Origin of the sequence: Chitinophaga sp., assembly GCF_039596135.1 — a bacterium.
Classification (GTDB): domain Bacteria; phylum Bacteroidota; class Bacteroidia; order Chitinophagales; family Chitinophagaceae; genus Chitinophaga.
On sequence record NZ_JBCNKH010000009.1, the window covers coordinates 1 to 24386 of the forward strand.

Annotated in this window: 16 protein-coding genes; 7 read left to right on the forward strand and 9 right to left on the reverse strand. The window is 37.2% G+C overall.

The features are described from left to right. The first annotated feature begins 327 nt into the window (after positions 1-327). Together ABDW16_RS08570 and ABDW16_RS08575 are read left to right on the forward strand one after the other, a co-directional pair. Complete coding sequence (locus ABDW16_RS08570) at positions 328-576, forward strand: helix-turn-helix transcriptional regulator (protein ID WP_343669056.1); 249 nt, start codon at positions 328-330, stop codon at positions 574-576. A gap of 138 nt (positions 577-714) precedes the next feature. Beyond that, positions 715-1506 carry a phospholipase D-like domain-containing protein gene (locus ABDW16_RS08575; RefSeq protein WP_343669057.1) on the forward strand — a complete coding sequence of 264 codons (792 nt, stop codon included), beginning with the start codon at positions 715-717 and terminating at the stop codon, positions 1504-1506. Positions 1507-1619: 113 nt separating this feature from the next. Here the strand turns inward: ABDW16_RS08575 and ABDW16_RS08580 are convergent, their stop codons facing one another. Then, positions 1620-3386, reverse strand: coding sequence for a DUF4209 domain-containing protein (locus tag ABDW16_RS08580; protein ID WP_343669058.1), 1767 nt, complete (start codon positions 3384-3386; stop codon positions 1620-1622). 368 nt (positions 3387-3754) lie between these two features. Here ABDW16_RS08580 and ABDW16_RS08585 point away from each other — a divergent pair, with 368 nt between their 5' ends. The 3 genes from ABDW16_RS08585 (at position 3755) to ABDW16_RS08595 (ending at position 8558) form a co-directional block, all read left to right on the forward strand. After that, a complete protein-coding gene (locus ABDW16_RS08585; protein WP_343669059.1) occupies positions 3755-4591 on the forward strand; it encodes a hypothetical protein in 837 nt (278 codons plus the stop codon). Between the two features lie 146 nt (positions 4592-4737). Continuing rightward, positions 4738-7569, forward strand: coding sequence for an AAA family ATPase (locus ABDW16_RS08590; RefSeq protein ID WP_343669060.1), 2832 nt, complete (start codon positions 4738-4740; stop codon positions 7567-7569). 155 nt (positions 7570-7724) lie between these two features. Then, positions 7725-8558, forward strand: coding sequence for a hypothetical protein (locus ABDW16_RS08595; RefSeq protein WP_343669061.1), 834 nt, complete (start codon positions 7725-7727; stop codon positions 8556-8558). Between the two features lie 836 nt (positions 8559-9394). Here the strand turns inward: ABDW16_RS08595 and ABDW16_RS08600 are convergent. The 8 genes from ABDW16_RS08600 to ABDW16_RS08635 all read right to left on the reverse strand — a co-directional run bounded on the left by ABDW16_RS08600 (position 9395) and on the right by ABDW16_RS08635 (position 18205). Continuing rightward, positions 9395-11707, reverse strand: a complete 2313-nt coding sequence (locus tag ABDW16_RS08600; protein WP_343669062.1) for a S8 family peptidase — start codon at positions 11705-11707, stop codon at positions 9395-9397. Next, on the reverse strand, positions 11700-12830 hold the full coding sequence (locus ABDW16_RS08605) for an ATP-binding protein (RefSeq protein ID WP_343669063.1): 1131 nt from the start codon (positions 12828-12830) through the stop codon (positions 11700-11702). Before ABDW16_RS08605 ends, ABDW16_RS08600 begins: the two co-directional genes overlap by 8 nt. A 530-nt stretch (positions 12831-13360) precedes the next feature. Continuing rightward, positions 13361-13681, reverse strand: coding sequence for a hypothetical protein (locus ABDW16_RS08610; protein ID WP_343669064.1), 321 nt, complete (start codon positions 13679-13681; stop codon positions 13361-13363). A 931-nt stretch (positions 13682-14612) separates the two neighbouring features. After that, the gene (locus ABDW16_RS08615; protein ID WP_343669065.1) at positions 14613-14921 is read right to left on the reverse strand and encodes an RNA-binding protein; all 309 of its coding nucleotides are present in this window, start codon (positions 14919-14921) and stop codon (positions 14613-14615) included. A 258-nt stretch (positions 14922-15179) separates the two neighbouring features. Then, positions 15180-16076, reverse strand: coding sequence for a helix-turn-helix transcriptional regulator (locus ABDW16_RS08620; RefSeq protein ID WP_343669066.1), 897 nt, complete (start codon positions 16074-16076; stop codon positions 15180-15182). Positions 16077-16184: 108 nt separating this feature from the next. Beyond that, on the reverse strand, positions 16185-16625 hold the full coding sequence (locus ABDW16_RS08625) for a nuclear transport factor 2 family protein (protein WP_343669067.1): 441 nt from the start codon (positions 16623-16625) through the stop codon (positions 16185-16187). Between the two features lie 383 nt (positions 16626-17008). After that, positions 17009-17584: a Crp/Fnr family transcriptional regulator gene (locus ABDW16_RS08630; RefSeq protein ID WP_343669069.1), complete on the reverse strand. Its 576-nt coding sequence runs from the start codon at positions 17582-17584 to the stop codon at positions 17009-17011. 225 nt (positions 17585-17809) lie between these two features. Then, the gene (locus tag ABDW16_RS08635) at positions 17810-18205 is read right to left on the reverse strand and encodes a hypothetical protein (RefSeq protein WP_343669071.1); all 396 of its coding nucleotides are present in this window, start codon (positions 18203-18205) and stop codon (positions 17810-17812) included. A 737-nt stretch (positions 18206-18942) separates the two neighbouring features. Between ABDW16_RS08635 and ABDW16_RS08640 the strand changes: the two genes are divergently transcribed. Together ABDW16_RS08640 and ABDW16_RS08645 are read left to right on the forward strand one after the other, a co-directional pair. After that, a complete protein-coding gene (locus ABDW16_RS08640) occupies positions 18943-19212 on the forward strand; it encodes a hypothetical protein (protein WP_343669072.1) in 270 nt (89 codons plus the stop codon). Positions 19213-19919: 707 nt separating this feature from the next. Beyond that, the gene (locus tag ABDW16_RS08645; RefSeq protein ID WP_343669073.1) at positions 19920-24374 is read left to right on the forward strand and encodes a DUF6443 domain-containing protein; all 4455 of its coding nucleotides are present in this window, start codon (positions 19920-19922) and stop codon (positions 24372-24374) included. Positions 24375-24386 lie beyond the last annotated feature (12 nt).

A 24386-nucleotide genomic window follows, 5' to 3' on the forward strand; every position in this document is an offset into this window, starting at 1 on the left:
AGAATCACTAAGACGAAGAAATAAATAATCATTGTATTTTACATAGCATTTAGCTCTTACTTTTATTACCTGCTACGCAGGTGGGGCAACATCCCAGAGACCCGGGTCAACATAAACAGAATCTACAATCATACGCGGGCCTCACTCTTTTCCTGTCCTGCTGTTTGGTCGGTTCGGCAGTAGAGAGTGATAGCCTTAAATATTTCTCAGGCGTAAATATAGCCTAAGATATAAAATAAAATTAAATAAACAGTTATAACTGCTGCTAATTTAAATGCGGCTGTTATAATAGATGTTGTTTTAACTGTCTTTGTTTAAATTGCTCAAATGAAGGAGAAAAAACAAGAAGAAGAAGCTCAATTTGAGATTGTATATTCCAAGATAGGAAAACGCTTACGTAAGCTCAGGAAAGAAAAGGACTTCACCAGCGGTGAACACTTTGCCCACGAATATGGCATAAAAACTTCACAATATATGAGCTGGGAGAGAGGTCAAAATATGACACTTGCTTCCTTACTCAAATTAGCCAGAATCCACGAAATTAAATTATCCGAGCTTTTGAGTGACGTAGATTAATCTATTTGTAATAGATACCCTCATTAGCAAAGTTCAAATGAAAGGTGTTTTAAAATAATAGATTAGTACAAAACATCTTGTCATCAGATCCTCTTTAATGATCTTATAGCCAGTATAAAGAATTAATACTACATCGTTATGAAATTATCCCCTTTGGTACTTAGAAAATTGGAACAATTTATTACTGGTGAAGATGAAGTAATGCCTACAAAATCTGGAAAGGACTTAATTGCACTTTTTAATGCTGTTGGAATTAAAGATGTCTATGAACAGGGTATGCCTGAAAGTCTAAGCCGAACACAATATACACGGAAACAGCTTACTGAAATAAATGGAACTATTAAACTTCAAAACCTATTGGAATTATTAGTATCACCGGCATGGTTTGATGTGTATATGCCAATAGCAGCTGCCATTAAGAAAATGAATACTGTATTAATGATGGATGGATTTAGATTTGAAGAAATAGATGATACTTATAAAATAATTGGTGATAATTTAATTGAAGAAACTTCAACAGAAGTGCATTTTGAAGAAATACAGGCCCAAATAATTGAACAAATCCAACAAGCAAAATTTTTAATTTGGGTAGCAGTCGCTTGGATTACCGACCCTGTTATTCTTCGGGAAATTTATAAAAGAAAATTGCAGGGAGTAAATGTTCAAATAATAATGATTGATGATGAGATCAACCAAAAATCAGGCTTAAATGTAGACAAGCATTTTGATACTTATCTTAAAAAACCTTCTGGCCCATATTCCAATATAATGCATGATAAATTCTGCGTTATTGATTTAAAAGTTGTAATACATGGATCTTATAATTGGACAAAAAAAGCCCAATACAATAAAGAAACATTTGTAATTGAAAAAGGTAGAGAAAATGCCGAAAAATTTGCAACCGAATTTATTAAGTTAAAATTATCGTAACTAACTATATATTTTTATTCTGCGATAACAAATCCAGAACCGAACTAAATGGATTCAAGGTTTGTATTTTTGAATTAGTATCATAAAATTCTTACAGCTTATTGCTTAATTCATTATTTTTCTAGAATTGTTTGGTGAAGCCCAAAATAAAGTAATGCTAGAAATACCCTATCAGCATACAGTTCACTAAAATGACCTTCTTCTGTTATCCCATGACAAATTAAATTGCGAAGGTTCCAGCCGACGTTAGATGTAAAGATGGCTCTAAAATAAATTGATACATCTACACCAACCACGTCTATAAATACCTTGTCGTTTAAAATATTGTCCAAGATTCTCCAATTCATCCCATCGTTCTTCTTTGCGCCCGTTAACGTTGCTTCACCAGCATTTTCAAGAATTGCAAGGCAAGCTGCTTCAATTTGAGGAATCATAAGATGTAGTGATATTATATAATCTCCTTTTAGGTATGCTGCTAATGCCTTTTCGATTATCGGATATTTGGATGGCGCAATTGTATAAGATTGTTTTATAAAATCCATTATATTATCCATGGTAATAATTCCCCTTTCTATACCTTTTCTAAGTGGATAATGAATTACTGGAGAAGACGCCTTTAAAAAGGTTCCGTAATAATTAATTACTTGTCCTTCCTTATCCTTATCAATTGGCTTTATTGTCGCAACTTTTCTTCCAGTATTATCGTGTAAGGTTCTGGTAATAATAGAAGCCAAATTACTATTGGAATCTACTGATGTAAAAACATCATGTGGGTTAAATATGAAACCATAAGCTAGTTTACTCAAAATAGTATAACTATCCCCTGATAGAGTTTCCTCAACTACATTATTAACCATTTCCATTGATATATCAATCTCAATTGATAAAGGCTTCATTTCATCCAATATTTTTGGATTATTATTTTGGATGGCTTTGTATATTGGAGGTAACATGCTTTTATCTCCAAATTCATCAGCAATGTTTAATAGCTTTTCATAATAGTGATTGGCCATTAATGGATTTGCAATTTTAGCAACAGCCCAATATTGATTGGACATAGCTATTAATAAATTCTTTAAGTTCTCAGGGAATTTATGCTTCTTGAAATAAGGTGCTAATTTTGAAAAAGCAGCTTCTGACCCTGATAAATCAAACTTTCCATCCTTATCAGCTACTAGGGAAGCATTAAATCTGTAAGCAAGTTCATTAATAATTTCATTCCTTAATTCGTCTGGAATATTAAACTTCTTATCAATTAGAAGTTCGAAGGATTTTACCCACGTACCAGGCTTACTTTGTTCTGAATACTTATGCTCTAAGCTTCTTACTGCATCAATGCTATCCTTAAAAATAACATCTAGTTTTAGACTACTTGATAAATCAAGTAATCGTTCAAGCTTTAAATAACAAATTAATGGGTTTGTTAAATAACCATCTAAAACACTCTTCAGCAGGTTCTCCAAATAAAGAGTTATAATATTCAAATCTGTTTTTGATCCAGTAACTTTTTTCTTAAATGAATGTACTAGCCCCGCATATCGTGCAATTAATATTGGATGCGAACACTCTTTTGCTCTAGTCTCCCAATAAATTATCATATCCTCACTAATATCCTGCAAGGTAAATGAAGGTTTAACAGTACCATCTATAAATCTAATAAATGAAGGGCCGTAGTAAATATTCCAATTATCACCCTCATATCTACTTCCTTCTACCGCAATAAATGCATACCACTCAGCCAGCTCTTTGCCTACTAACTTATGACCTACCGGCAAGGATGACCTTATAGCTTGTGAAATATCTGCTTCTGACCGAATAGTTTGTTTTTCATTTAAAATGAAATCAATGGCTCCCAGAATAATTGTATGAACATTTGACATTATGAAAATTTTATATGATAAGAGTATTAGCAAATATTGGAACAAACTGCGTAATCTTTTTGCGTAGATGGGCACAAATTTTTTATACCTTTTAAATAAAGCTTTTATCGCCAATTATTATCCTTGTATATAATGTTAATGATATACTAAGACATACTATTATGACATTAATACTATGTTATTTACTTTTTTAATTTAATTATGAGTTTGAAATTTGCATCTGTTAACAACTTTATAGAGTTTATAAACCCGTAAAAAGGTATACTCAGTTTTACATCTTCCATAAATTCTTTCATATGTCCACTCTCATTTTAAGGATATTTAAACAGGAAGTTCTGTGTATTCGTGGCTTTTAAAACAAGAAAGTTATGATAAAAAAGTATAATAATTTTAATGAAATCGCAGATGAGATTAGAAGTAATACACCACCGACTGTGTATAAATACAGAACATGGGAGAATGATAATCACAAAAGAATTATTATAGACAAGGAGGTTTGGTTTGCACACCCTCATTCGTTAAATGACCCATATGATGTACGACCTCCTTATAACTTTGTGATAGGAGCAATTGACTGGAATACAGCAAGAACCAAAATACGGGAAGCAGGAAGGGTATTTGAGCCTGATTTAACAGCGCAGGAATTAGAAGAACAGGTGGATATACGGATTGAGGCGATGAGAGCTGATCCAGTAGCCTATTTTCAACAGAACCGTGGGGAGTACATTTTAGAAAGAGAACATTACGATCCCATCGGTGTGCTTAGTTGCTGTAAATCTGCTGAAAATGAGGCAATGTGGGCCTATTACGGAAATCATTTCGGCTTTGCCGTCGGGTTTAATACAGTGGAACTGGCAAGAGCGCTACATTGCACTGTTGGGGATATAAAGTACGATGATACCCCTGTCGATTACCATGTTCTTGGCAATAATGAAGGCATCTTAGATAATGAATTATTCCAAAAATCAACCCGTTGGCAAACGGAAGAGGAATTACGCTTTATTACAGCCGGAATTGGTCTGATAAGGCCGAGAGCGGCGAATTTTCCAATCGAGGCTGTATCGGAAATCGTCTTTGGACTTAATACTTCTCAACAGGCACAGGATGAGATGGTCGCAGCTGCTGCAATCTCTCTTCCCGGTGTGCCGATTTATCGTGTTCGTACCAGAGCAAATGCGTACGGGCTTGAGAAGGTAAGACTATAAGGAATAAAGAGCCTGCTGTTGCAGCAGGCTCTTTATTTTTAGCATTAAAATGCAAAGCCGAACATTTAGTAACCCTTGCTAAAAATTAGCTGCTAAGATTTGTACTTAAAAAAGTAAATTTATCCCCCAGGCAACACATTCCTTATATGAAATCCAACAACAAAATTCCTTGGCATGAGGTGTACAGTAAAATTGCCGCGGAGCTGCATCTTTTCTTTAAGAAAAATAAAGAATTATCCGGGCAGAGATTATACAAATTACTCGCAAAGTCAAAAGTATATAGGGATAACAATGATTGGCTGTCGAATACTTCCCGCATTAAAACTCCATCTTTAGACCCAATTCAACTATTCGTAAGTTTTAACCGCAGCAGACAAAAAGAAGAAAACCGTTTAAAAATAATAAATGCAATATGGGCAGTGTTATCGCCTCTGCAGCCACAAAGATGGAAGGATATCAATTTTGAAGGATGCCCAACACCAATGGCCCTTAAACTTCAATATGTACGGTCAGAAACAACGCAGGCTGACATCTGGGATACTTTTGACCACATAATGACAAATGGGAAGAATGCATTAACGCAGGAAATATGGGAAAAACCAAAGAAATGGCGCGGCATTGAAATACCGTCTTTCACTATTTTCTTGTTTTGGATTAAAAGTTCAGATTTTTTGCCTCTGGATAATAACACACAGCAATACTTAATATACAGGGAATTAATGTCAGCAAGAGGTAGCTTGTCGTTCCCTAACTATCAGTCATTACTTGCCAATCAAGAGATTGAAGACTATCCTCTATTATCAGAGCAAGCGTATTACTTTATTAATTTTCCAGACCTATATACAAAAAAATTTCAAGAATACACCTCCAATGAACTTAGGCGTAAAGCTAGGTTCAGGCTTGTAGGCATACGAACATTGACTAAAAGCAAAAACATTCATAAAATACTCTCTCCATTTCAATACTATCCTATAGATCAAACAATAGAACCTGAAAACCCGGCAATAAAGGGTAAGAATAGCATCCAAAAATTTATCCAGACACCGATTGAAGCTGAAGCATTATACAGGCTGGAAAACAGGTGGGTCAATATTAGTGCTATTGTTGGCAAGAATGGTTCAGGTAAAAGCAGCTTGCTAGATTTAATACTTATGGGTATTTACAACTTTTCATTGCAGCAGAAATATATTGACCATCTTGAAAATGAACCATTGAAGTATCTGAATTTTGAACTGTACTGGCTTGCCGACACTTTATACAAAATGGTTTTTGAAGATAAAATAACGCTTTATCGATTTGACCAGGATAATTCAGAAAAAAGCCAGAATATAATTTATAAATTAAATAGAACCCCCATTTCCATTAAAAACATCACAAGCAGTTTCTTTTACACCATACTGGTCAATTTTTCACATTACGCATTAAATAGTGTAGATTATACCACAGACTGGATTACGCCTTTGTCTCATAAAAATGACGGCTACCTTACGCCAATAGTAATTAATCCTCAGCGAACGCGGGGAAACATAGACATTAATGCGGAAAGGACATTGTTAAATATGCGACTTTTGGTGAATTTATTGGAATTGCATGATGCAAATATTCTTGACCAAAGTTTCCGTGTTTTAGACGACGGTAAACGCATTGACTACTTTTCCGTGTACTTTAATAAAGGGAAAGCCAATTCTGTCAGGCAATCTGTCAATCAAAAAGTATATCAAAACGAGAAGATTGTGCAAATAATAGCACATGCTGTAATACGTGCATTTGAGCTGGATGAAGATTTATTACAGCAATGTGAATACAAGACTGAATGTGAATACTACATTGCTTACAAAGCCTTAACGATCATTGACAGATATACCTATTACTTAAAGGAATACAATGGGCTTCATAGATTAATCGAACTGTCCTCTGTATCTCAACCGGCCAACGTGAATGAGCAGGCAGAAATAGCTTTTGAAGAAAGGATAGGCGAGTTTTTCAATGATATTAAAAACGATAACAGCCACGTTACATTAAAGCTGAAACAAACAATATATTACTTAAAGCATCCTCAACTGCAAACTATTGTAACACAATCCATAAAAAATAAAATCACCGTTATTCAATTAGATGAGTATAATAAAATAGCAACCGATATCATTAATACAAACGATGAAATTCAATCAATAGCAGAATTATTGCCTCCGGCAATTTTTAATCTTGATTTTCATTTGAATGACGAAAGTAAAAGCAGTTTCAGCAAGGCAAGTTCAGGAGAATATCAGATTGTTAGTGTTTTGAGTAGCATATTATACCACATACGAAATATTGATTCAATCCAGGACGATGAGAATAAGTATAATTACGTTACAATCCTCCTCGATGAAATTGAACTATACTTTCATCCAAACATGCAGCGGCTTTTCATCAAGAAGTTATTACATGCATTATCAAAGTTAGATAGTGGTCTTTACGGCATCCATATTTTGCTTGCAACACATTCTCCCTTTATACTCTCTGACCTGCAGCAACAAAAAATTCTCAAACTGAAAAAAGGAAAAGTTGAATCGTCAGAAAACGGATATAATAGTTTTGCCGCTAACATACATGACTTACTGGCTGACGAATTCTTTTTAAACGATGGTTTTATGGGGGCATTTGCAAAAGAAAAGATTGAGATTACAATCAACATACTCAATTATCTAATAGCGAAAGGCAAGGGCTTGAAAGACGAAATGAAGCTATATAAAAATAATTTAGAGATGCTGGATTATTGGACTGGTAAACCTCAAGGGTGGGATGTTGAACTTGAAAAATCCAACATAAGCCAGTTAATAGACATAATAGGAGAACCGTTAATAAAGGATAAGCTGAACGCAATGTATCGCATTGCGTTCCCGGACGACACAATCTCAGATGTTGAAAAATACAAAGCAAGAGAAGACATTTTGCGCATAATGAAGGAGTATAATCTAAAAACAGAAGACCTTTAAAATCTATGTTGTATATAAACGATAGCTTGCCACATATAGCGGCAGCACGCCAAACGCACGTAAAAAACACCTCTTGTTACATTAAGAGAAAGCTATATGGTAATACGAGAGCAAGTAGATGTTCTGATTCGGCCTGCTCTATATGCACTTCCCGAATGGGAAAGGTAAAGACCGTTCCCGCAGCCTGGGTTAAAGCATTTGAAGATGTAGGTATTGAAAAAATAGTTGAAAGCACTCCAAAGCAATTACTCACTTTAAACAAAAAATTCTGGAACAAAGTCGGAACTCAATATAAAAACCTATCTGTTGCAAAAAAGAATTTGTTCGAAAAAATCATTAATTATACCGATTGGTCCTCAAAGCCCCAAAGTGGCCAGAATCGGTATAGTGCTTATGACCTGTGCAGTAATCTAAAAATATCCACCTGCATTTATTGTAATAGACTTTATACAGTAACCGTAGTTACAAATTCAAAAAAGAATGAAAGAATTATTCGCCCTACTCTTGACCATTGGTATTCTCAAGAGGTGTATCCTTTATTAGCTCTTTCCTTTTACAATCTGATACCATCTTGCACTCCTTGCAATACTTCTGTAAAGCATCGCATGAAATTCAATTTAAAGAATACTATTCATCCTTACATTGACCAAAAAATAACCGCAGATTACCAATTAGTTTCTACATTTGATAGTAAAATTAATTCTTATAAGATTACAGTCGACAGTCGAAATAAAAAAGTCAAATCCACTATAGAAAGGATGAAGATCAAAGAAATTTATGAACATCATCAATCTGAATTGGCTGATCTTAATTTATTGAAGCAAAAATATAATGAAAAATACTTAACTAGCTTAGGTAAGCTCCTAGATAAAACCTTAACGAAAAGAGATGTTTACCGTATTCTATTTGGAGTAGAATATGAGGACGAAAACTTTACTAACCGCCCTCTTAGCAAACTAAAGAAAGACATTCTTAGCTTAAAAATATAAGCTAACTCATTAAATAATCGTATACCACCGGGCAAGTGCATGTTCATAGCTCCATTGCTTGGCGCTAGATTTGGCATCTAATAATTTAATAAATGTCAGATCCCAAAAGCCGGCCTGTAAATTATCGCAGATCAGTAACTTAAAAGAAACGCTTGCTAACCTAATGGCAGGCCAGTACTTTAAAAATGAAAGATTCCTGTGAGAAGAATGGTGTTACATTATCCAGTCTTAAAAACATGGGTAACGCAATATAACATAGGCCGTAAGCACTGTATAGGAAGCAATACGACAGCAGGATTTGTCAATTAAAAATTAGGGAGGCGGCCATTTTATATGATTCTATAATCATTTTTATTAAAATATGAATAGTAAAATACGATTTTCAAAATATTTATCTTCTTCTTTGCAGGCGGCTTTTTCGCAAGAATGACGGCCTGAATATTTCAATTATTGACCACATCGCTTTGGAAAATATACATTAACAACCAAATGATTTACATTGCAGCGCCATGATTTTTACATTATCATAATGATACATGATTTCCCAATCATAAATAAAAAGCAGTGTAAATATGATTATCTTCATTTGCTTGTTCCATTCTTCAGCACTTCTGATTTGACAGTCATTCAAGCCTAATTTTTTTTGTTTTTAAAATAAATCCTATGCAAAAAAATTTTCATTGCATGTATAACAATCTTTTAGAGTAGGCTTTGGTTGGTTACTAATATCTGCTTCAAAATACCATCAACATTCTTTCTGATTGATAATTTCAACACTGCGAATGCTTATCGGTAGATGCTGTTAGTTTTTACCTTAAATTTTGAACATAATATTATCATACTTTTGCGGAAGCGGTTACATCAACTTGCAAATCTATTTTTATTGGAACTAGTGCAGAATATTCATTCCTAACCTTCGAATAAATATCCATTTTTGCCTTAGGAGCATCTACAGTTAAAACTAGAGCGAATTTAACTTTGTTACTCATTGTTCTTGCTCCTGCTCTGTTAATTGCGTGAAGATGAAATACTGGATAATTTATCCCAGAGGCTCGTTTAGAAATAGCCCGAGTGTCAACACTATCCCATTTAAGATCCGCCCTTAAATCATGTTCTGTTTGAAAACCAGATGACTTTGATGCTGTTTTTGGATATGCTGAGCGTTTCCATCCATCCATTTCCAACTGAGCAACTTCATCTGCCTTAAGCTCGACATTTAAATATTTAGGTGATTGACCTGCTTTAGTAAACCCGTATATTTTAGAATTAGGGTAGAATGCTATTTCAATTGTTGATGAAGTGTAATCGTCTGGACTTTGCGGATCAACCCCTGTTAATACAGCTAATGTCCATCTAAAGTTTACAGTTCCCTGTGTCAAATCTTTGGGCCATGGAATTTGATATTCGCCATATTTACCTGGATCAATCTCTCCTTGATATATTAGTGTATAAGACATCTGAGGGCATACAGCTATGTCATTTATATTATCTGGTAACGTACCATGCCCCATTTCAAAGCAATGCTTCTTTTCAGTTTTCTCAGCGGTTGAGTGAACCAGAAGTGCTCTGGCAACGGTTGAATCAATAGCAGAGTTACTCTTGTCTATTAGGCGGGCGGCAACACTTGCCACAATTGGACTAGCGAAGCTTGTACCTGATGTATATGATTTATGCCCAGCTGTAGTGGAAAGTAGCTGGATAGGATTGCGGTCGCAGCCACCGAATCCAAGTAAATCTGGTTTTAGTTTATTACCTTCACGGCCCGGTCCTATACAACTATACGGTGCACGAACTTTGTCATTACCGATAATAGTATATGCACCAATGGCTAATCCATTTACCATATCGGAAGGAGATTGTATTCTATCATATCCAGTCTGCAGCCCATCATTGCCAACAGCTGTACAAAATAAAATATTGTGCTGAGCAGACAGCAAATCTAGTGCGAAAGTGAAACGGCTGATAACATCATCTAGAATGGGACCTCGGGGACCGATACTCAAATTATATACTTTGATGTCTGGATTTTTAGGAACCAAGCCTTCAATCGCGTCAATCGTTTCATACAATTCCCTGTCACGAATATTTTTTGAAGAGAGAACCCTAAAATTTCTGACGAAAACTTTTGGCTCCGGTAAAGTCTCATTATTATTGTAATGATTTAGTGGACCGAATAATGCAGCACTTGAAACTTGAGTTCCATGTTCTATTCCAGCAGCTAATGCCTCATCAGGTACAGCATCAATAGCCTCCACATAGTTTTTCAAATGATCGCTAGTTGGCTCAATTCCTCCATCCAATACTCCTAGTATTGTGGATGGCCGAGAGGAAAAGATGGGAGCTTTGGGGATTCCTAAAGAGACTGTACCACGAATTAAGCTAGGTAAATCCCGAATACTAAGAGGATGAACCATACGTAATGGATTGTAGCCTTGTAAGATATCTAGAAGCTTTCGGTCCCCATCTATGCTGACAAATGTCACTCCCCCGTCGTATTGTTTATATTTCAGACTATTGGGATCAATTCCATTTTTCTGGAGAAGTTGAACAAAATGAAAAAAAACCTGCTCGCTATCCAAAGCAAATGGATGTAGTACTGCTTCAATTCTACCTGCCTGCCATTCTTTATGAAATCCCAAAACTTGTTCTTCATTTCTCAAAAGATCTATACCTGATAACTTGCGCACATCTTTCATGAAACTCTTGCTCAGTAAGTCTTCCGCACTGTTCAATTTCTTTTGCAAAGTTACTAGTGCTTCTTCCGTTGTGCGTACGAAGAGTAGCTTACCTGGTTTACTTTCAATATTTTCATCCCCCTTATTTTCTTGTTTAGGACGCCAAAGCCGTGAACCTATCTCCTGCATTCCATCTATATCATCAAATGCGCTGAATAATGAAGACGGATAATAGCTTTTGGCTGAAAATTCAGGCTGCATCCTTAAGCACACAATTGCCTCATTAGGCATTCGCATTTGGGCTGGGACATTTCGTAATTCATTTGAAGTTGACTGGATGTCCTTAATTAAAAGATCACGTGCTTCCTCATAGCTTATTTTAGGTTCAGGTAACGTTCGCTTTCCTCCCTTTAGTATAGGAGAACTATACTGTTCTCCTCGATATAAAATTGGCCGTCTAGAATTGTCACTCATGAGATATCTTTTTTAAATGATGTTGTACTGCTGTAGAACTAAGCTTAGTAATCTCAGCGATTCTCCTAACCGTTATTTTAGCACCAAAATGTTGTTTAAGTAAGATGCAAATAGTGCCTCTTGTTTTCTTCTCTGATTTGTCAATATCAAGTTCATTAAAACAAGCTTCAATAGGATCTTGTTCATTAAGAATAATTTTTCTTTTAACATTATTACAAAACTTAATAACATCTGCGGCACTTTTCCCTTCTAAGAGCTTTGCTATAACTACAATTATGCCGCCGCCTTCTTTTTCAATATTAACAAAAGAGCCCAAATCTCTTTCTAACAATAAAATCCGCTGCTTTTCTTCAGGCACGCCAACTTCAATGCTATGATCAAATCGACGCCAAATTGCACGATCTAAAAGTTCCGGATGATTACTCGTTGCTATTAAAACGGAAGAAACAGGCCATTCTTCCAATTCCATCAATAGAACATTTACGACACGTTTAATTTCTCCTAAATCCGTTGAATCATCACGCCTTTTTGCAATTGCATCAAATTCATCAAGTAAAAGCACTGCGGAAGTCTTTTTTGCATATTCAAGAACCTTTTTTAGATTATGGCCTGTTTTTCCCAAAAGGCTAGAAATACTAGCAGATAAATCTAGGACAACAAGATTTTTATTCAACTCACGCGCAATATAGTGTGCTAGCATCGTTTTCCCAGTTCCGGGCAATCCTACAAATAATAAACTATTTGAGGGCTTTATTCCATTCTCAATTAATTTTCCCACATTCACTCTTTCATTTAGAAAGGCCTTTATTCGCACCTCAGTTTCTAAATTTAAAATTGGCAGACTCAATGTGAGATTTGCGGGTGATATAACTTTTGCCATTTCAGCATGTGTATCTGCGTCAATTGGAGGTGGAGGAACATCACCTCCGCGCATAGCTGAAGAACCTCTCAGAGAAAACAAACTTAATGCATCGTCAATCTTTTTAGCTACAATAAGATTTTCTTTCCGCAAACTTCTTGATAAACTTAATGCAATAACCTCGGCACGCTGAGAATTTCCTTCTAAAGCTGCTGTAACCAAATCCACTAAGTATTTTCCCACAACCTGTTCTACTATATCCATTTTTTAATTTTAACAGTACAACAAATTTAACAATAAATAAAGCAACAAAACAACTCTTTGTTCTACTGAATTAAATTTAATCAATTATTAGAACAATATCCAGATTAATGAATCTTTTTTTGATGACAATACCATCTATCAGAAGCTTAACACAATCTCCAAAGGAAGAGTTCGATATTTCTTACACCTCTCATCGCATTCCTAAAGAATTCCCCCCTCGGCATTAAATGATTCAGCCGCAGCACAAGTAGCCCAGTTGTTGAAGAGATTAACCTTCTTCATAAAACGTGAAGGATACATATATCTATTGATTTTTAGGGTTTGGCTATGTTACCCTCTTACAGTAAGAAAAAAACAGGTGTAACTATTATTTGAGCAGGTTTCAACCTCGGATTAAAAAAACTTGGAGACAATATTCCATTTCTGATCATTTCGTTGGAAATGATATACCACCATAAAAAATAATTAGACAACCAATTTGTGTCATCCTATTCACTAATAGATATTATGTTGCTAACCTAGTAAAGTAATTATCTACTAACTATTCTGTAGTTTTCCAAATGACCCTGAAGTAAGATTGATTGCTGATTTTGTTCTAACGACCTCAAAATCAGCAATTCTATTCCAGACGGATTATCTATCCCTTCTATTTTATATGGCTCGCCTTCGCTAGGCTTCAGAAAGCGAAATTCAACCTGATACTCCCAGCTAACAATTGAATATTGATAAGGATACTCAAGCTGATTTTCAATATTAAGAATAGCTGTAGATTCTTCAATCTGGTCTTCAATTTTAAGCGTGAGCTGGATTACAACTACTAATCCTCTTTGGGGTGGTTTCTCTTTTAACATGATAATATTTCTTAATTAATCAAATAGCAAAAAGTATTGAAATGTCCTTTTGAGGTTGCTCTAATTGGCCTAACAAAGATAGGCTGCTAAATAAATAACAATATTGTTTGTTTTCAACATATGGGGAAATCAAATTTGATTTTTCTCGAAAGTTACGCCCATCGGGGTTATACAGTCATTTCTAACTTATCACAGATCCAAGCATTGCAAGGGCAAGGTTGAATAAAATAATTTTGGAGGTGTATGTTAGAAATTGTGCATGTTAAATCAAGAGGCAAATAGAAAATTTAACTATCAGCTTGATAATTTATTATTCAAATTAATGTAAAAAATGAGCAATTTTAGACAAATCTTCACTAAAAAGATTCGAAAGTTGTCCCTCGTAGCCCGCGAAATTCCGAAGAAACCCGCGCTAGTCGCGGGTTTTCTATTTAGTTCGATTAGTTAGTCGATTTCACCCCATAGCGATTGACAATATTATTTTCTTCACACACCTTATGCTTGACAATGCAAAAGTCTATAGAAGTATAGTGACTGCACTGGAACTAAATCGTAAGTTCAGTGTGTAGTAAATCACATTATTTCGAAATCAGGCTTAGGGTTTCTTTTTAAACAATGCACTATTCATACAGACCGGGGAACTCGTAAAGGCTAAAGTTTCCGAACTCACACAACTAACATGATGATACAAATCTTCATCATCACCTCGTAGGCTGACAGCAGTTACTGACAGTTCTTGTTACTATATCCCATCCTGGAGATTTATTGAGGGTATAATTAGAATATTAAGCGGGAAGTTCAGCTTGGGTTGCTACTATTTGGTACATAGAAAAGTAAAAACAAAGCTACAAACTACTTAACGTATTCTGCGGCTTTGCTCTTCTGCTCTCTTAACAGATAAAGGTAATCGACGTTTTTAAACATCCAACTATTAGTATCTGGGTCTAAATCCAGGTCTTGGGCCGGATCTGGAGAAACGATTATTTTCTGGTCCTTCAGGTTTTGGACGAGCCTCATACACTACTATTGTCTGGCCAGCAACTACTGAATTATTCAATTCCTTAATTGCCTGTACTGCATTGGAATCGTCTGGCATTTCAACGAATGCAAAGCCTTTAGAACGGCCACTGTACTTATCATAAGCCACATTAATACTATATACAACTCCAAATGGGTCAAATAAAGACCATATTTCATCTTCAGTTGTTCTTTCACTTATATTACCTACAAAAATATTCACAATTATAATTTTAATTAAACACATATACTGCTAAAAAACAGCAACTTAGGAAGAAAAAGAAACCCAAAATAAATCAGAAGGGGCCAAATGCAACCTTGCTAAAGTTAGAGCAATAAATTGGGTAATACAGGATTAATTTATAGGGATATTACATTATTATTAAATTCTCTAATAAGGATTGCTGTATTAGTAATAAATACGAGCTACAAAATGGTTGACGTAGAAAGCGTTTTTCCTCACAGTATGTTTAAAATAGAATTAACTATTCCTGTACTGCGAAGGTGATAGCTGTAACTGTCTTTTAATAAAAGTACTGAAATGTGTAGGCCCTTCAAAACCCAGGGCATAGGCAATATCTGCAATTGGCCAGGAGGTATGTTTTAGCATGATCTTAGCTTCCTGCAGGAGCCTTTGCATGATAATACCAGTAGTTGATTTATTAGTGATTTCCTTCACAGATTTATTCAGATGATTAACATGTACGGCCATTTGATTGGCAAAGTCAGAAGGTGTACGTAATTGTACTTCTGCAGAAGTACTGTCGATAGGGAACTGACGTTCCAGTAATTCTAAAAATAAAGTAGTGATCCTGCGGGCTGCGGTTACTTTTTCGGGTGAAGTTGTCATAGCAGGACGTATTTTTAGTGCGCTATAGATCAATTGCAGTACCAGGGTACGGATCGCATCATCTTTAAATGCAAATGCCCCGTTCTTTTCTGACATGATCTGTTCAAAGATGACTTTGATAGCGGATAGTTCTGCTGGCGTCAATTCATATACAGGAAAGCCTCCTGGCTTAAATACAGGGTATTCTTTTATTCTGCCAAAGTGTTCAAAGTATCCTTCATTGAAGATACAGCTAAATCCCTGCTGGTTGGTGGATAAGGGTTCCCAGTTGTAAGGGATCTGTGGATTGGCAAATAATAACCCATGTTCCTTTACTTCAAATGTTCTGTCGGCATAATGGATAAGACTGTTGCCTGTGATAATACAGATCTTGAAGAAATCTTTCCGGCCAAATTGATTGGGGATGTCCTGTATATCCGGATCACCTATTTGAAAGATATTAAAATGAGCGGTGTCTTTTCCTGTCCCTGTGGCAGCAAGGAAAGGGCGGCTTGCATAGTATTCTTCTATTGTTTCCGGTTTAGCCATTTTCTTTATCAGGATCTGTTTCGGAAAAATAAAATTACGCAAAAAATTCATCGGTCATATATTAAAACGACCGCAAACAAGGGTTTGCGGTCGTTATGTGTTGAAGGTTCAGGATACGAAACTGGCAAGTGGTTGATTGATAGATTCCATTGCCACCAGTGGGTTCCAGAAGTCCACATATTTCACGATCTTCCCATCTTCATTTGTTGTCACCACTGATATGTATTTCTGATTGTAAGGCTTGCCGGTTGAAATGGCGTGTCCGCGGCTGGTAAATTCTGCGATCACAAGGGTTGGATCTTCTGTACCATGGAAATGCAGGTTTTCAAATTCAACCTTAAAGTGTTCCGGGAAGTTTTTCATGTAATCATACAGGGCTGTTTTACCAGCTACATGGCTGGGAAAATCTGCCGGGCCATAAGGGAATTCAAGTACACCATCTGCTGTGAAAAGGTCTACCCATTCACTGATACGGCCTGAAGATAAATAAGTAAGATGGTTCTGAAATGCCTGTTGAGCAAGTGTCCTGATCTGATCTTTTGTTTTCATGGTATTGTGTGTGTTTTTGTTATTACTTGTAATGCAAAAGTAGTTGTAGAGCTACCCCTGCTGCTACAAAAAATCAAACCAATACTTTTAAAATTCAATCAATTTTTCAGGAGAATAGAAAAGATAATTTTCACTACGCAGAAAATCTGCGCAAGTACCTGGTAACTTTGTAATATCAACAAAAGGGATAGAAAAGCTACCCCTTTGCAATTTGGACTGATTGTTTGTTAACCCAGGTTTGTTTTCCCTAAAGCTATTTTATCCATTGGTTCTGTTAACCCCGGGGTTTGTTAATTTCCTTACTTAATAGATATTTATAGAAGGATATTTCGTAATGATTGCCCGCAAAAAATCACCACGCAAATCTAACGTGTAATATGAGATCACACTCTACTTTCCTTTCGCATCATGCTTAAGAACGCCGGCGTGATGCCTAAATAGCTGGCGATATGTTTTTGGGCGATGCGTTGCTCCAGCCCCGGGTGGCACTTGCGGAACTCGAGGTAGCGTTCTTCGGCACTCTTGTAAAGTTGAGAGGTGATGCGGCGCTGGTACAGCTCAAAACCATTTTGGGTGAGGATACGAAAAAAGCGCTCAAACTTCGGAATGGTTTGGAACAGTGTTTCCAGTTGTGGTAACGAAATATAGTATACCTCGCTATTTTCCAGTGTTTGAATCGCATTCGATGCGGGTTTCTCATTAAAGAAGCTCACAATATCGCAGACCCACCAGTTTTCGGGGTAAAAACCGATGTTGTGCTCCTCGCCACTCTTATCGGTATAAAGCATCCGTAAACATCCGCTTTTAACGAAATAAATATAGCGGCCGTTTTTTCCCGCATGCAGCAACCAGGTTCGTTTCTTCACCTCTCTGAGCTGAAAGAAGGCAAGCGCTTGCTCCTGTTCATGAGGGGCAAGCGCTACATGAAGGGCAAAATTGTTCAGGATTAGCTGGTGCATGTACTAAGGTAGGTATTACAACGCAAACTGGCACGTCATGTACAATTTTAGGTTGGCAAGAGAAGCCACACGCAGCGGTTCGGCTATATCGTGGTAAGCACCGCTAGCAGTTCCATCACACGGTGAAATGCCGGGAGGTATTCATCCATGTACAGGCGGCGGTCCGCGAATTTAAGCAGATCCCTGTGCCTTGCACGGTGTCCGGAATCGTTACAACTGTCATGCTTAAAAGAAACCCACAATACGGGTAATGCGGTTCTGTTCGTCGAACTCAAAATAATCCATGCCCTCTGCCGGGTAACCCTCGGGTCGGATGACCAGCCAGCGGAAACGGCCGCTGTGGTTGTGCGTAACCGGCTCAGCCAGTACTATAAAAGTCCGCGGACCCATTTGACCGTACGAACTGATAATAAGGTCGGTAATAGCATCCCGTCCCGTAATGGTGTTGGTTACTTTGTCGGTGAATGTTCCTTCTGTCGACCAGCATTGGTCGATCTTTTCGCGGATGGCTTCACGTTCGGTCTCGTTCCACGCACTGGTGTAGATGAGAATGATTTCTTCTATGCTTTTTATATTTTCCATAATACAAAGGTCACCCGACCCGGCTACAAAAAAGTTCATCTAGTTGAAGATTTTAAAAAAGTAAAAGTGGTGCCGGCACGGTTTCTTCCCGAAAGCATCGAAATGTTCTGTATCACCTTAATTGTGTGAGTCTTTTTACCACTTTGTACCAGTAATGTAGCGATTCGCTCTTCGTAACGGCTCACATTATCCGGATAACTGAGTTTGACCCAGGCAATGCCTTTGCCGGCAGCAGGGGTTACAGTCAGCCAATTTGAAGTATCACTAATACTCCAGCTATCCGATGCAATTATCTCAATGGAGTCTATCCCCCTAAAGGGCCCAGGTAAAGGGTGTCTTTTAATACTGTTAACATCGAATCCGACTGTTCGGGTTGTGATTTTAAGCAAGAAATCAACATAACAATCACAGACAACAGGAATATAACCTGGAAATTTCGTTCATTTAGGTATATGGATATAATTAACTTATTGACAACTCGCTCATTCTTCTCAACTCAATCTACTATTTATACGTATTCGAATTACGTATAAGCTGTATCGAATATTATACTGGTTACAAGTTAGTGCTAAAATTTTGACTCCTCAAAGGCTGTTTTTTCAACAACAGCGGCTACCAGTTAAGCAATTCACAACCAGGCTATTACATGCAGCGAAGCCTCTTTAACTCGTAATATGTGTCCTTTCTCAGTTTGTTATGTTGGTGCCTTACTTTTGAACGCATAGATAATGGGGTCTGGCTATGTATCCTTAAAAGCGGTACAAAGTGGTATTTACATGGATACACTTAGCAACCAACAAAATATAGCATTATGTGTATCGGACCTGGCGAAAGGGTATGAGCAGCAATCACACAATTATTACGATGGATTTATCCTTAAATGTTGTGACCTGGCATTATCATACTATCCCCTGAATGTACAGGCTATATTATTGAATGCAGAAACGATTAAACGAATATACCTAAAGCAAAAAGCGAAAGCAGAACCGAAGCAGCAACAACCTATGCCCAAATGGAAGTACTTTTTGGAAAGCCGGCAGCATTAGGATACCGTGAAATGCCTGAGAAAATGTACCATAAATGGTTAAACGAGCTTAATAATGCAAAATATTCCAACCAACATTTGGTATCCACTCTCTCCTCCAGAAAATAACGGAATCCCCACTAATAATTGTGAACAGCACTTTAAATAGCAAATCGCACTAATAAATCAGTGAATATTAGATAAATTTTCTAAAAAACCAATTTGAAATTAGTTCCAACCTGCATTAAAATAAAAAGCTCATGCCAGGGATGAGTTTTTTATTTTAATGATTGGACGCTATTTTTTGAAATTATTCCTATTACTTCAGTTTAGCTTTTATTACTTTTGTCAAGTTAGTATTTAAGCGTTGCCCAATAGTTATAAACCTATACTTTAATTACCCTGATAAGTTTATACATAAAATTTGCAACGAGCCTCCCGCCACGCTGTATGCGGCCCATTAAAATGCATTGTTCAGGTGACTTCGAGGCTAATTAACATAGTGAACTTTCCACAAGACGAATTTTATATGAGTTTTAAGTTGTGTTACCTATCATTGCCTATTATGGCCTTTATTAACAGATATGGAGGAATTGTTCGGTCAAAACTGTTTACAGACATGCCCCATATATCGTCCTTCCCATAGGCGGGAATATAGTCTATATCTGCCAATAGATAATTTTTACCGGATACCCACTTAACTGGATAAATTACAAAATTAATTGTAGCATGAAACTTCTCTATACCATACTATCCTGTGCTGTCATTATATCACCTTTTTATGTGAAAGCACAGAATAATTACCCTAATGGTTCCACGCTTCCGGCTGCTACGCCGGTCAGTAAACCTGGCGCTACGGCGGACGCTAACCAACCCAATTATCTTACCACCTGGGAACCCAATATGCCTATCAGCGATACGGCGAATGTTGTTAATAAGACCCGGACAATCAGAGAGATAAGACAATCTACTACCTATTATGACGGTTTGGGACGTGTAAAACAGGCCGTCACAAAGGGCGCCTCTTTTGGTGGCAGGGACATGGTGTTACCTTATGTATATGATGCTTATGGGCGTGAACAATATATATACATGCCATATGCCCAAACGACTGATAATACCAATGATGGTAAGTTTAAAACGAATCCATTTTCTGCCCAGGAAACATTCTATAAAAATGCTACCCTGAATCCCGGTATGGCAGGTGAAAGCATTTTTTACAGAACAATAGAATATGAAGCCTCCCCATTGAACAGGGTAGTGAAAAATTATGCTGCCGGCAATAGCTGGAGTACCCGTGCAACTGAAAACAGGCATATGGTTAATACCGTGGCAGACTCTGTTCGGATATGGAACATGGGTACAGGTATTCCAACAAGTCCAGGTTTCTATGCTGCCGGCCAATTATTCAAAGAAGTATTCACAGATGAACAGCAAAACCAGATAGTTGTATTCAGGGATAAAGAAAGTAATGTAGTGCTTAAGAAAGTACTGCAATCTGCTACCTATACCGCACATGTAGGCTGGTTATGTACTTACTATGTATATAATGACAATAGCCAGGTGGGCTTTGTAATTCCTCCTGCTGCGACCAATTATGCAATGATTAATAGCTGGAGTAAGGTGAGCGATGTGGCTAAAGAGTTGTGTTACCGCTATGTATATGACGATCGTAATCGATTGGTAGTCGAAGAAATACCTGGGCATGGAGAGGTATATAAAGTATATGATCTTCGTGACCGGCTTGTTTTTACACAGGATGCTGAACAGCGGGCGAAGTCACCAATGGAATGGTATACCGTATTTTACGATAATACGAATCGTACTATCATGACGGGTATTTATAAGAGTAATACAACGAGAGAGGCTTTACAGACTGCTATGAATTCCGCTACTGCTACTTCGTCTATTTCCTACCAGGCACCTGTGGAAAAAGGGTTGACTTTATATGCTGATGATGGAAGTGCAAACTATAATGCAACCGATGAGATCTACTTTATGCCCGGCTTTGAATCCATTACCAGTACATCGTTTGTAGCTGAATTAGTATCAGCTGCTTCGGGAACTACTACCAGTATGACGGCTACCTATTCATTGCCTGGCATCAATATGTCTTCAATAACGCCGTTGATTTATATGTATTATGATAATTATAATTATCCGGGTGTATATAAATTTAGAACGGATGATTTTGCAAAGCTGACTGCAGCAGACAGCCTCTATCCTGAAACGTTTTCAGGTAGCTACAGTACGCTCACCAATGACCTTCCCACAGGAATGAAAGTACGGGTGTTGGGTACTGATCAATGGATCATGACGACTACTTATTACAATGATAAAAGCAGACCTATACAGGTGATCAGCAGCAATAGTGTGGGCGGAAAGGATATAACGAGCTTTTTGTATAGCTTCGGTGGCAATATGCTGGCAAACTATATGCGGCATCAGGCCCCTAAAAGCATTACTGCTGAAATTACGTTGTTAACCACTCAGACATATGATCATCGGGATAGATTAATCAGCGTGAAAAAGAAACTAAATGATGATTCAAGGTTTGAACGAACTATTGCTTCTTATAGTTATGATGAACTGAATCGGGTGAATAAGAAGTGGTTGGGTATTCCAACAGGCGGCACGCCGATAGACTCCATGTTATTAACGTACAATGCTCGTGGTTGGTTAAATAGCATCAATAAGGATTATGTGGGAATGGATGGTAGCACAAAAAATTGGTTTGGTGAAGAACTGAGTTATGATTATGGATTTACCTCCAATTACTATAATGGTACAATAGCCGGTAAAAAGTGGAAGACGCGCTCAGATGGTATTCCCCGTTCTTATGGTTATTCTTATGATAAAACTAATCGTTTAACGGCCGCTGACTTTTCACAGCAGGATGTAGCAGGTGCAAACTGGGGAAATGCTAAAATGGATTTCTCTGTAAGCAACCTGACGTACGATGCAAATGGAGGCATACAAACGATGGTACAGCAGGGTATGAATGGTCTTTCCAGGGAGACAATGGATAACCTGACCTATCAATACGTTGGTAATTCCAATAAATTAAAGACAGTTGCAGACGGAAATACGAAGACAAGTACGACATTAGGTGACTTCATCAACGGTACGAATTCAGGGAATGATTACACCTATAACCTGAATGGCAATATGACATCAGATGAGAATAGAAATATATCTTCCATCACTTATAATCATTTGAATCTGCCTGATGTTATAACTGTAAGGGAAAAAGGCAGTATTACCTATCAGTATGATGCTTTGGGAAATAAAATTCGTAAGACAGTAGTTGATAATAGTAGTGGAACGACAGTAAAAACAGTTACAGATTATTCCGGAGGGTTCACTTATCAGAATGACAGTCTTCTTACGATCGGACATGAGGAGGGCCGGATCCGCCCTTTGTACATTACCGGAAAGCCTGTTAGCTATGCTTTTGATTACTTTGAGAAAGACCATCTGGGTAGTATCCGAATGGTATTGACTGATCAGCCTGATTCCAGTGCATATGCAGCTACGATGGAGACAGAAAATAATGCCGTAGAAACTGCTACCTTCAGTAATATCGAAACTACCCGGGTAGAAACACCAACAGGGTATAATCAGGCAGGGTCAACAACTACTAACAAATATGTAGCTAAAACCAATGGTAGCACTGGTGGCAATAAAATAGGTCCTTCCATCGTATTGCGGGTAATGGCTGGTGATACGATTCAGATTGGTGCAGACGCCTTTTATAAATCTTCTGCATCTGTTGGGAATACGAGCAATTCTCCTGTATCCTCAATAGTAGCAGGATTTTTGCAGGCACTTACAGGTAGCAGTTCTACCAGTGGGGAACATAGCCTGACAGCAGCAGATAATTCAGTTATGACTACCAGCCTGAACAACAATGATTATAGTCAATTGATAAATAGTGATAATGGGGATGCTGATCCTAATCGCCCGAAGGCTTATTTGAATTATGTCCTTTTTGACGATCAGTTTAATATGGTTAATCAGAATAGTGGTTTGAAGCGGATAGCCGCTAATCCGGATGCGGTGCAGCATTTAGGAGTGGATAAAATGGTGATGCAGAAAACTGGGTTTCTGTATGTATATACAGATAATGAAACAACTGAAAATGTTTATTTTAATAATGTACAGGTATTGCTGCTGAATGGGCCGGCATTGGAAGAGACGCATTATTATCCATATGGTTTGACAATGGAGGCGATTTCTTATAATGCGTTGAAAGGGTTAAATTATGCAGAGAATAAGTATAAGTTTAATGGCATTGAGTCAAACCGCGATTTGGGACTGAATCAGTATGATGCGTTTTATAGGAATTATGATCCGCAGATTGGGAAATGGATGGAGATAGATCCGAAGCCAAATGAAGGTTCCAGTTTATATACAGGGATGGGTAATAATCCGGTGTTGCTGAGTGATTTGTTGGGTGATACTGCTATAGTAGGGACGCTTACATTACCTGTAGTTGAGGTAAATGGTCGGTCTTATCGCAGAGATGACCTAATCCAGGCATTGATTGATCAATGGTCCCGGATATCAGGACTTGATTTGAGTGTTGTAAATAATAGGATCCAAAATAATGGAATAAAAACAAATATAGGTATAAGTATGGAGGCACGTGCGGATATATTAAAGACACTTGATGAAGGTAAAATATATATCGATTTTCGTAAAGGTGGATCTCAGACATTACCACATTGGGTTTATAATATTGTGGATCCCAAAACTGATTATATAGTTATCGACCCAAATCAGATTGAAAGACTTGTAGAAGGTACTTCATCAGACCTGGATCCGATGACAGTTGGTATAGGAATGGTAGTATTGCATGAGATGGAGCATACATTTTTATTTAACAATCGTACTCACAATGAATATACTAAACTCTATTTAGGAAATATTGATCGGTCTGATGAAAGAGGGAATAGAATAAGAGCTGAACTAGGTAAAAAATGGGGCCAACGATTATCTTATAAACTAGAGCGGTTTGGCCGTTATAGTTACTTGCCTATGTCAAAAAGTGCTTTACAGCTTTTGCAAACAGCAACAAAATATAGAGAGATAGCAATGCGGTCCAAATCTCCTATCGGGGCATTCAATGCAGCGAGTAAGATAGTATTGCCTACTAAAGGTGTAGTAATATACAGGAACTAAAAAAACAAATTA

Coding starts and splice junctions, on each gene's coding strand:
- ABDW16_RS08570 (WP_343669056.1), top strand. CDS start 328: ATGAAGGAGAAAAAACAAGAAGAAGAAGCTCAATTTGAGATTGTATAT.
- ABDW16_RS08575 (WP_343669057.1), top strand. CDS start 715: ATGAAATTATCCCCTTTGGTACTTAGAAAATTGGAACAATTTATTACT.
- ABDW16_RS08580 (WP_343669058.1), bottom strand. CDS start 3,386: ATGTCAAATGTTCATACAATTATTCTGGGAGCCATTGATTTCATTTTA.
- ABDW16_RS08585 (WP_343669059.1), top strand. CDS start 3,755: ATGATAAAAAAGTATAATAATTTTAATGAAATCGCAGATGAGATTAGA.
- ABDW16_RS08590 (WP_343669060.1), top strand. CDS start 4,738: ATGAAATCCAACAACAAAATTCCTTGGCATGAGGTGTACAGTAAAATT.
- ABDW16_RS08595 (WP_343669061.1), top strand. CDS start 7,725: ATGGGAAAGGTAAAGACCGTTCCCGCAGCCTGGGTTAAAGCATTTGAA.
- ABDW16_RS08600 (WP_343669062.1), bottom strand. CDS start 11,707: ATGAGTGACAATTCTAGACGGCCAATTTTATATCGAGGAGAACAGTAT.
- ABDW16_RS08605 (WP_343669063.1), bottom strand. CDS start 12,830: ATGGATATAGTAGAACAGGTTGTGGGAAAATACTTAGTGGATTTGGTT.
- ABDW16_RS08610 (WP_343669064.1), bottom strand. CDS start 13,681: ATGTTAAAAGAGAAACCACCCCAAAGAGGATTAGTAGTTGTAATCCAG.
- ABDW16_RS08620 (WP_343669066.1), bottom strand. CDS start 16,076: ATGGCTAAACCGGAAACAATAGAAGAATACTATGCAAGCCGCCCTTTC.
- ABDW16_RS08625 (WP_343669067.1), bottom strand. CDS start 16,625: ATGAAAACAAAAGATCAGATCAGGACACTTGCTCAACAGGCATTTCAG.
- ABDW16_RS08630 (WP_343669069.1), bottom strand. CDS start 17,584: ATGCACCAGCTAATCCTGAACAATTTTGCCCTTCATGTAGCGCTTGCC.
- ABDW16_RS08635 (WP_343669071.1), bottom strand. CDS start 18,205: ATGAACTTTTTTGTAGCCGGGTCGGGTGACCTTTGTATTATGGAAAAT.
- ABDW16_RS08640 (WP_343669072.1), top strand. CDS start 18,943: ATGGATACACTTAGCAACCAACAAAATATAGCATTATGTGTATCGGAC.
- ABDW16_RS08645 (WP_343669073.1), top strand. CDS start 19,920: ATGAAACTTCTCTATACCATACTATCCTGTGCTGTCATTATATCACCT.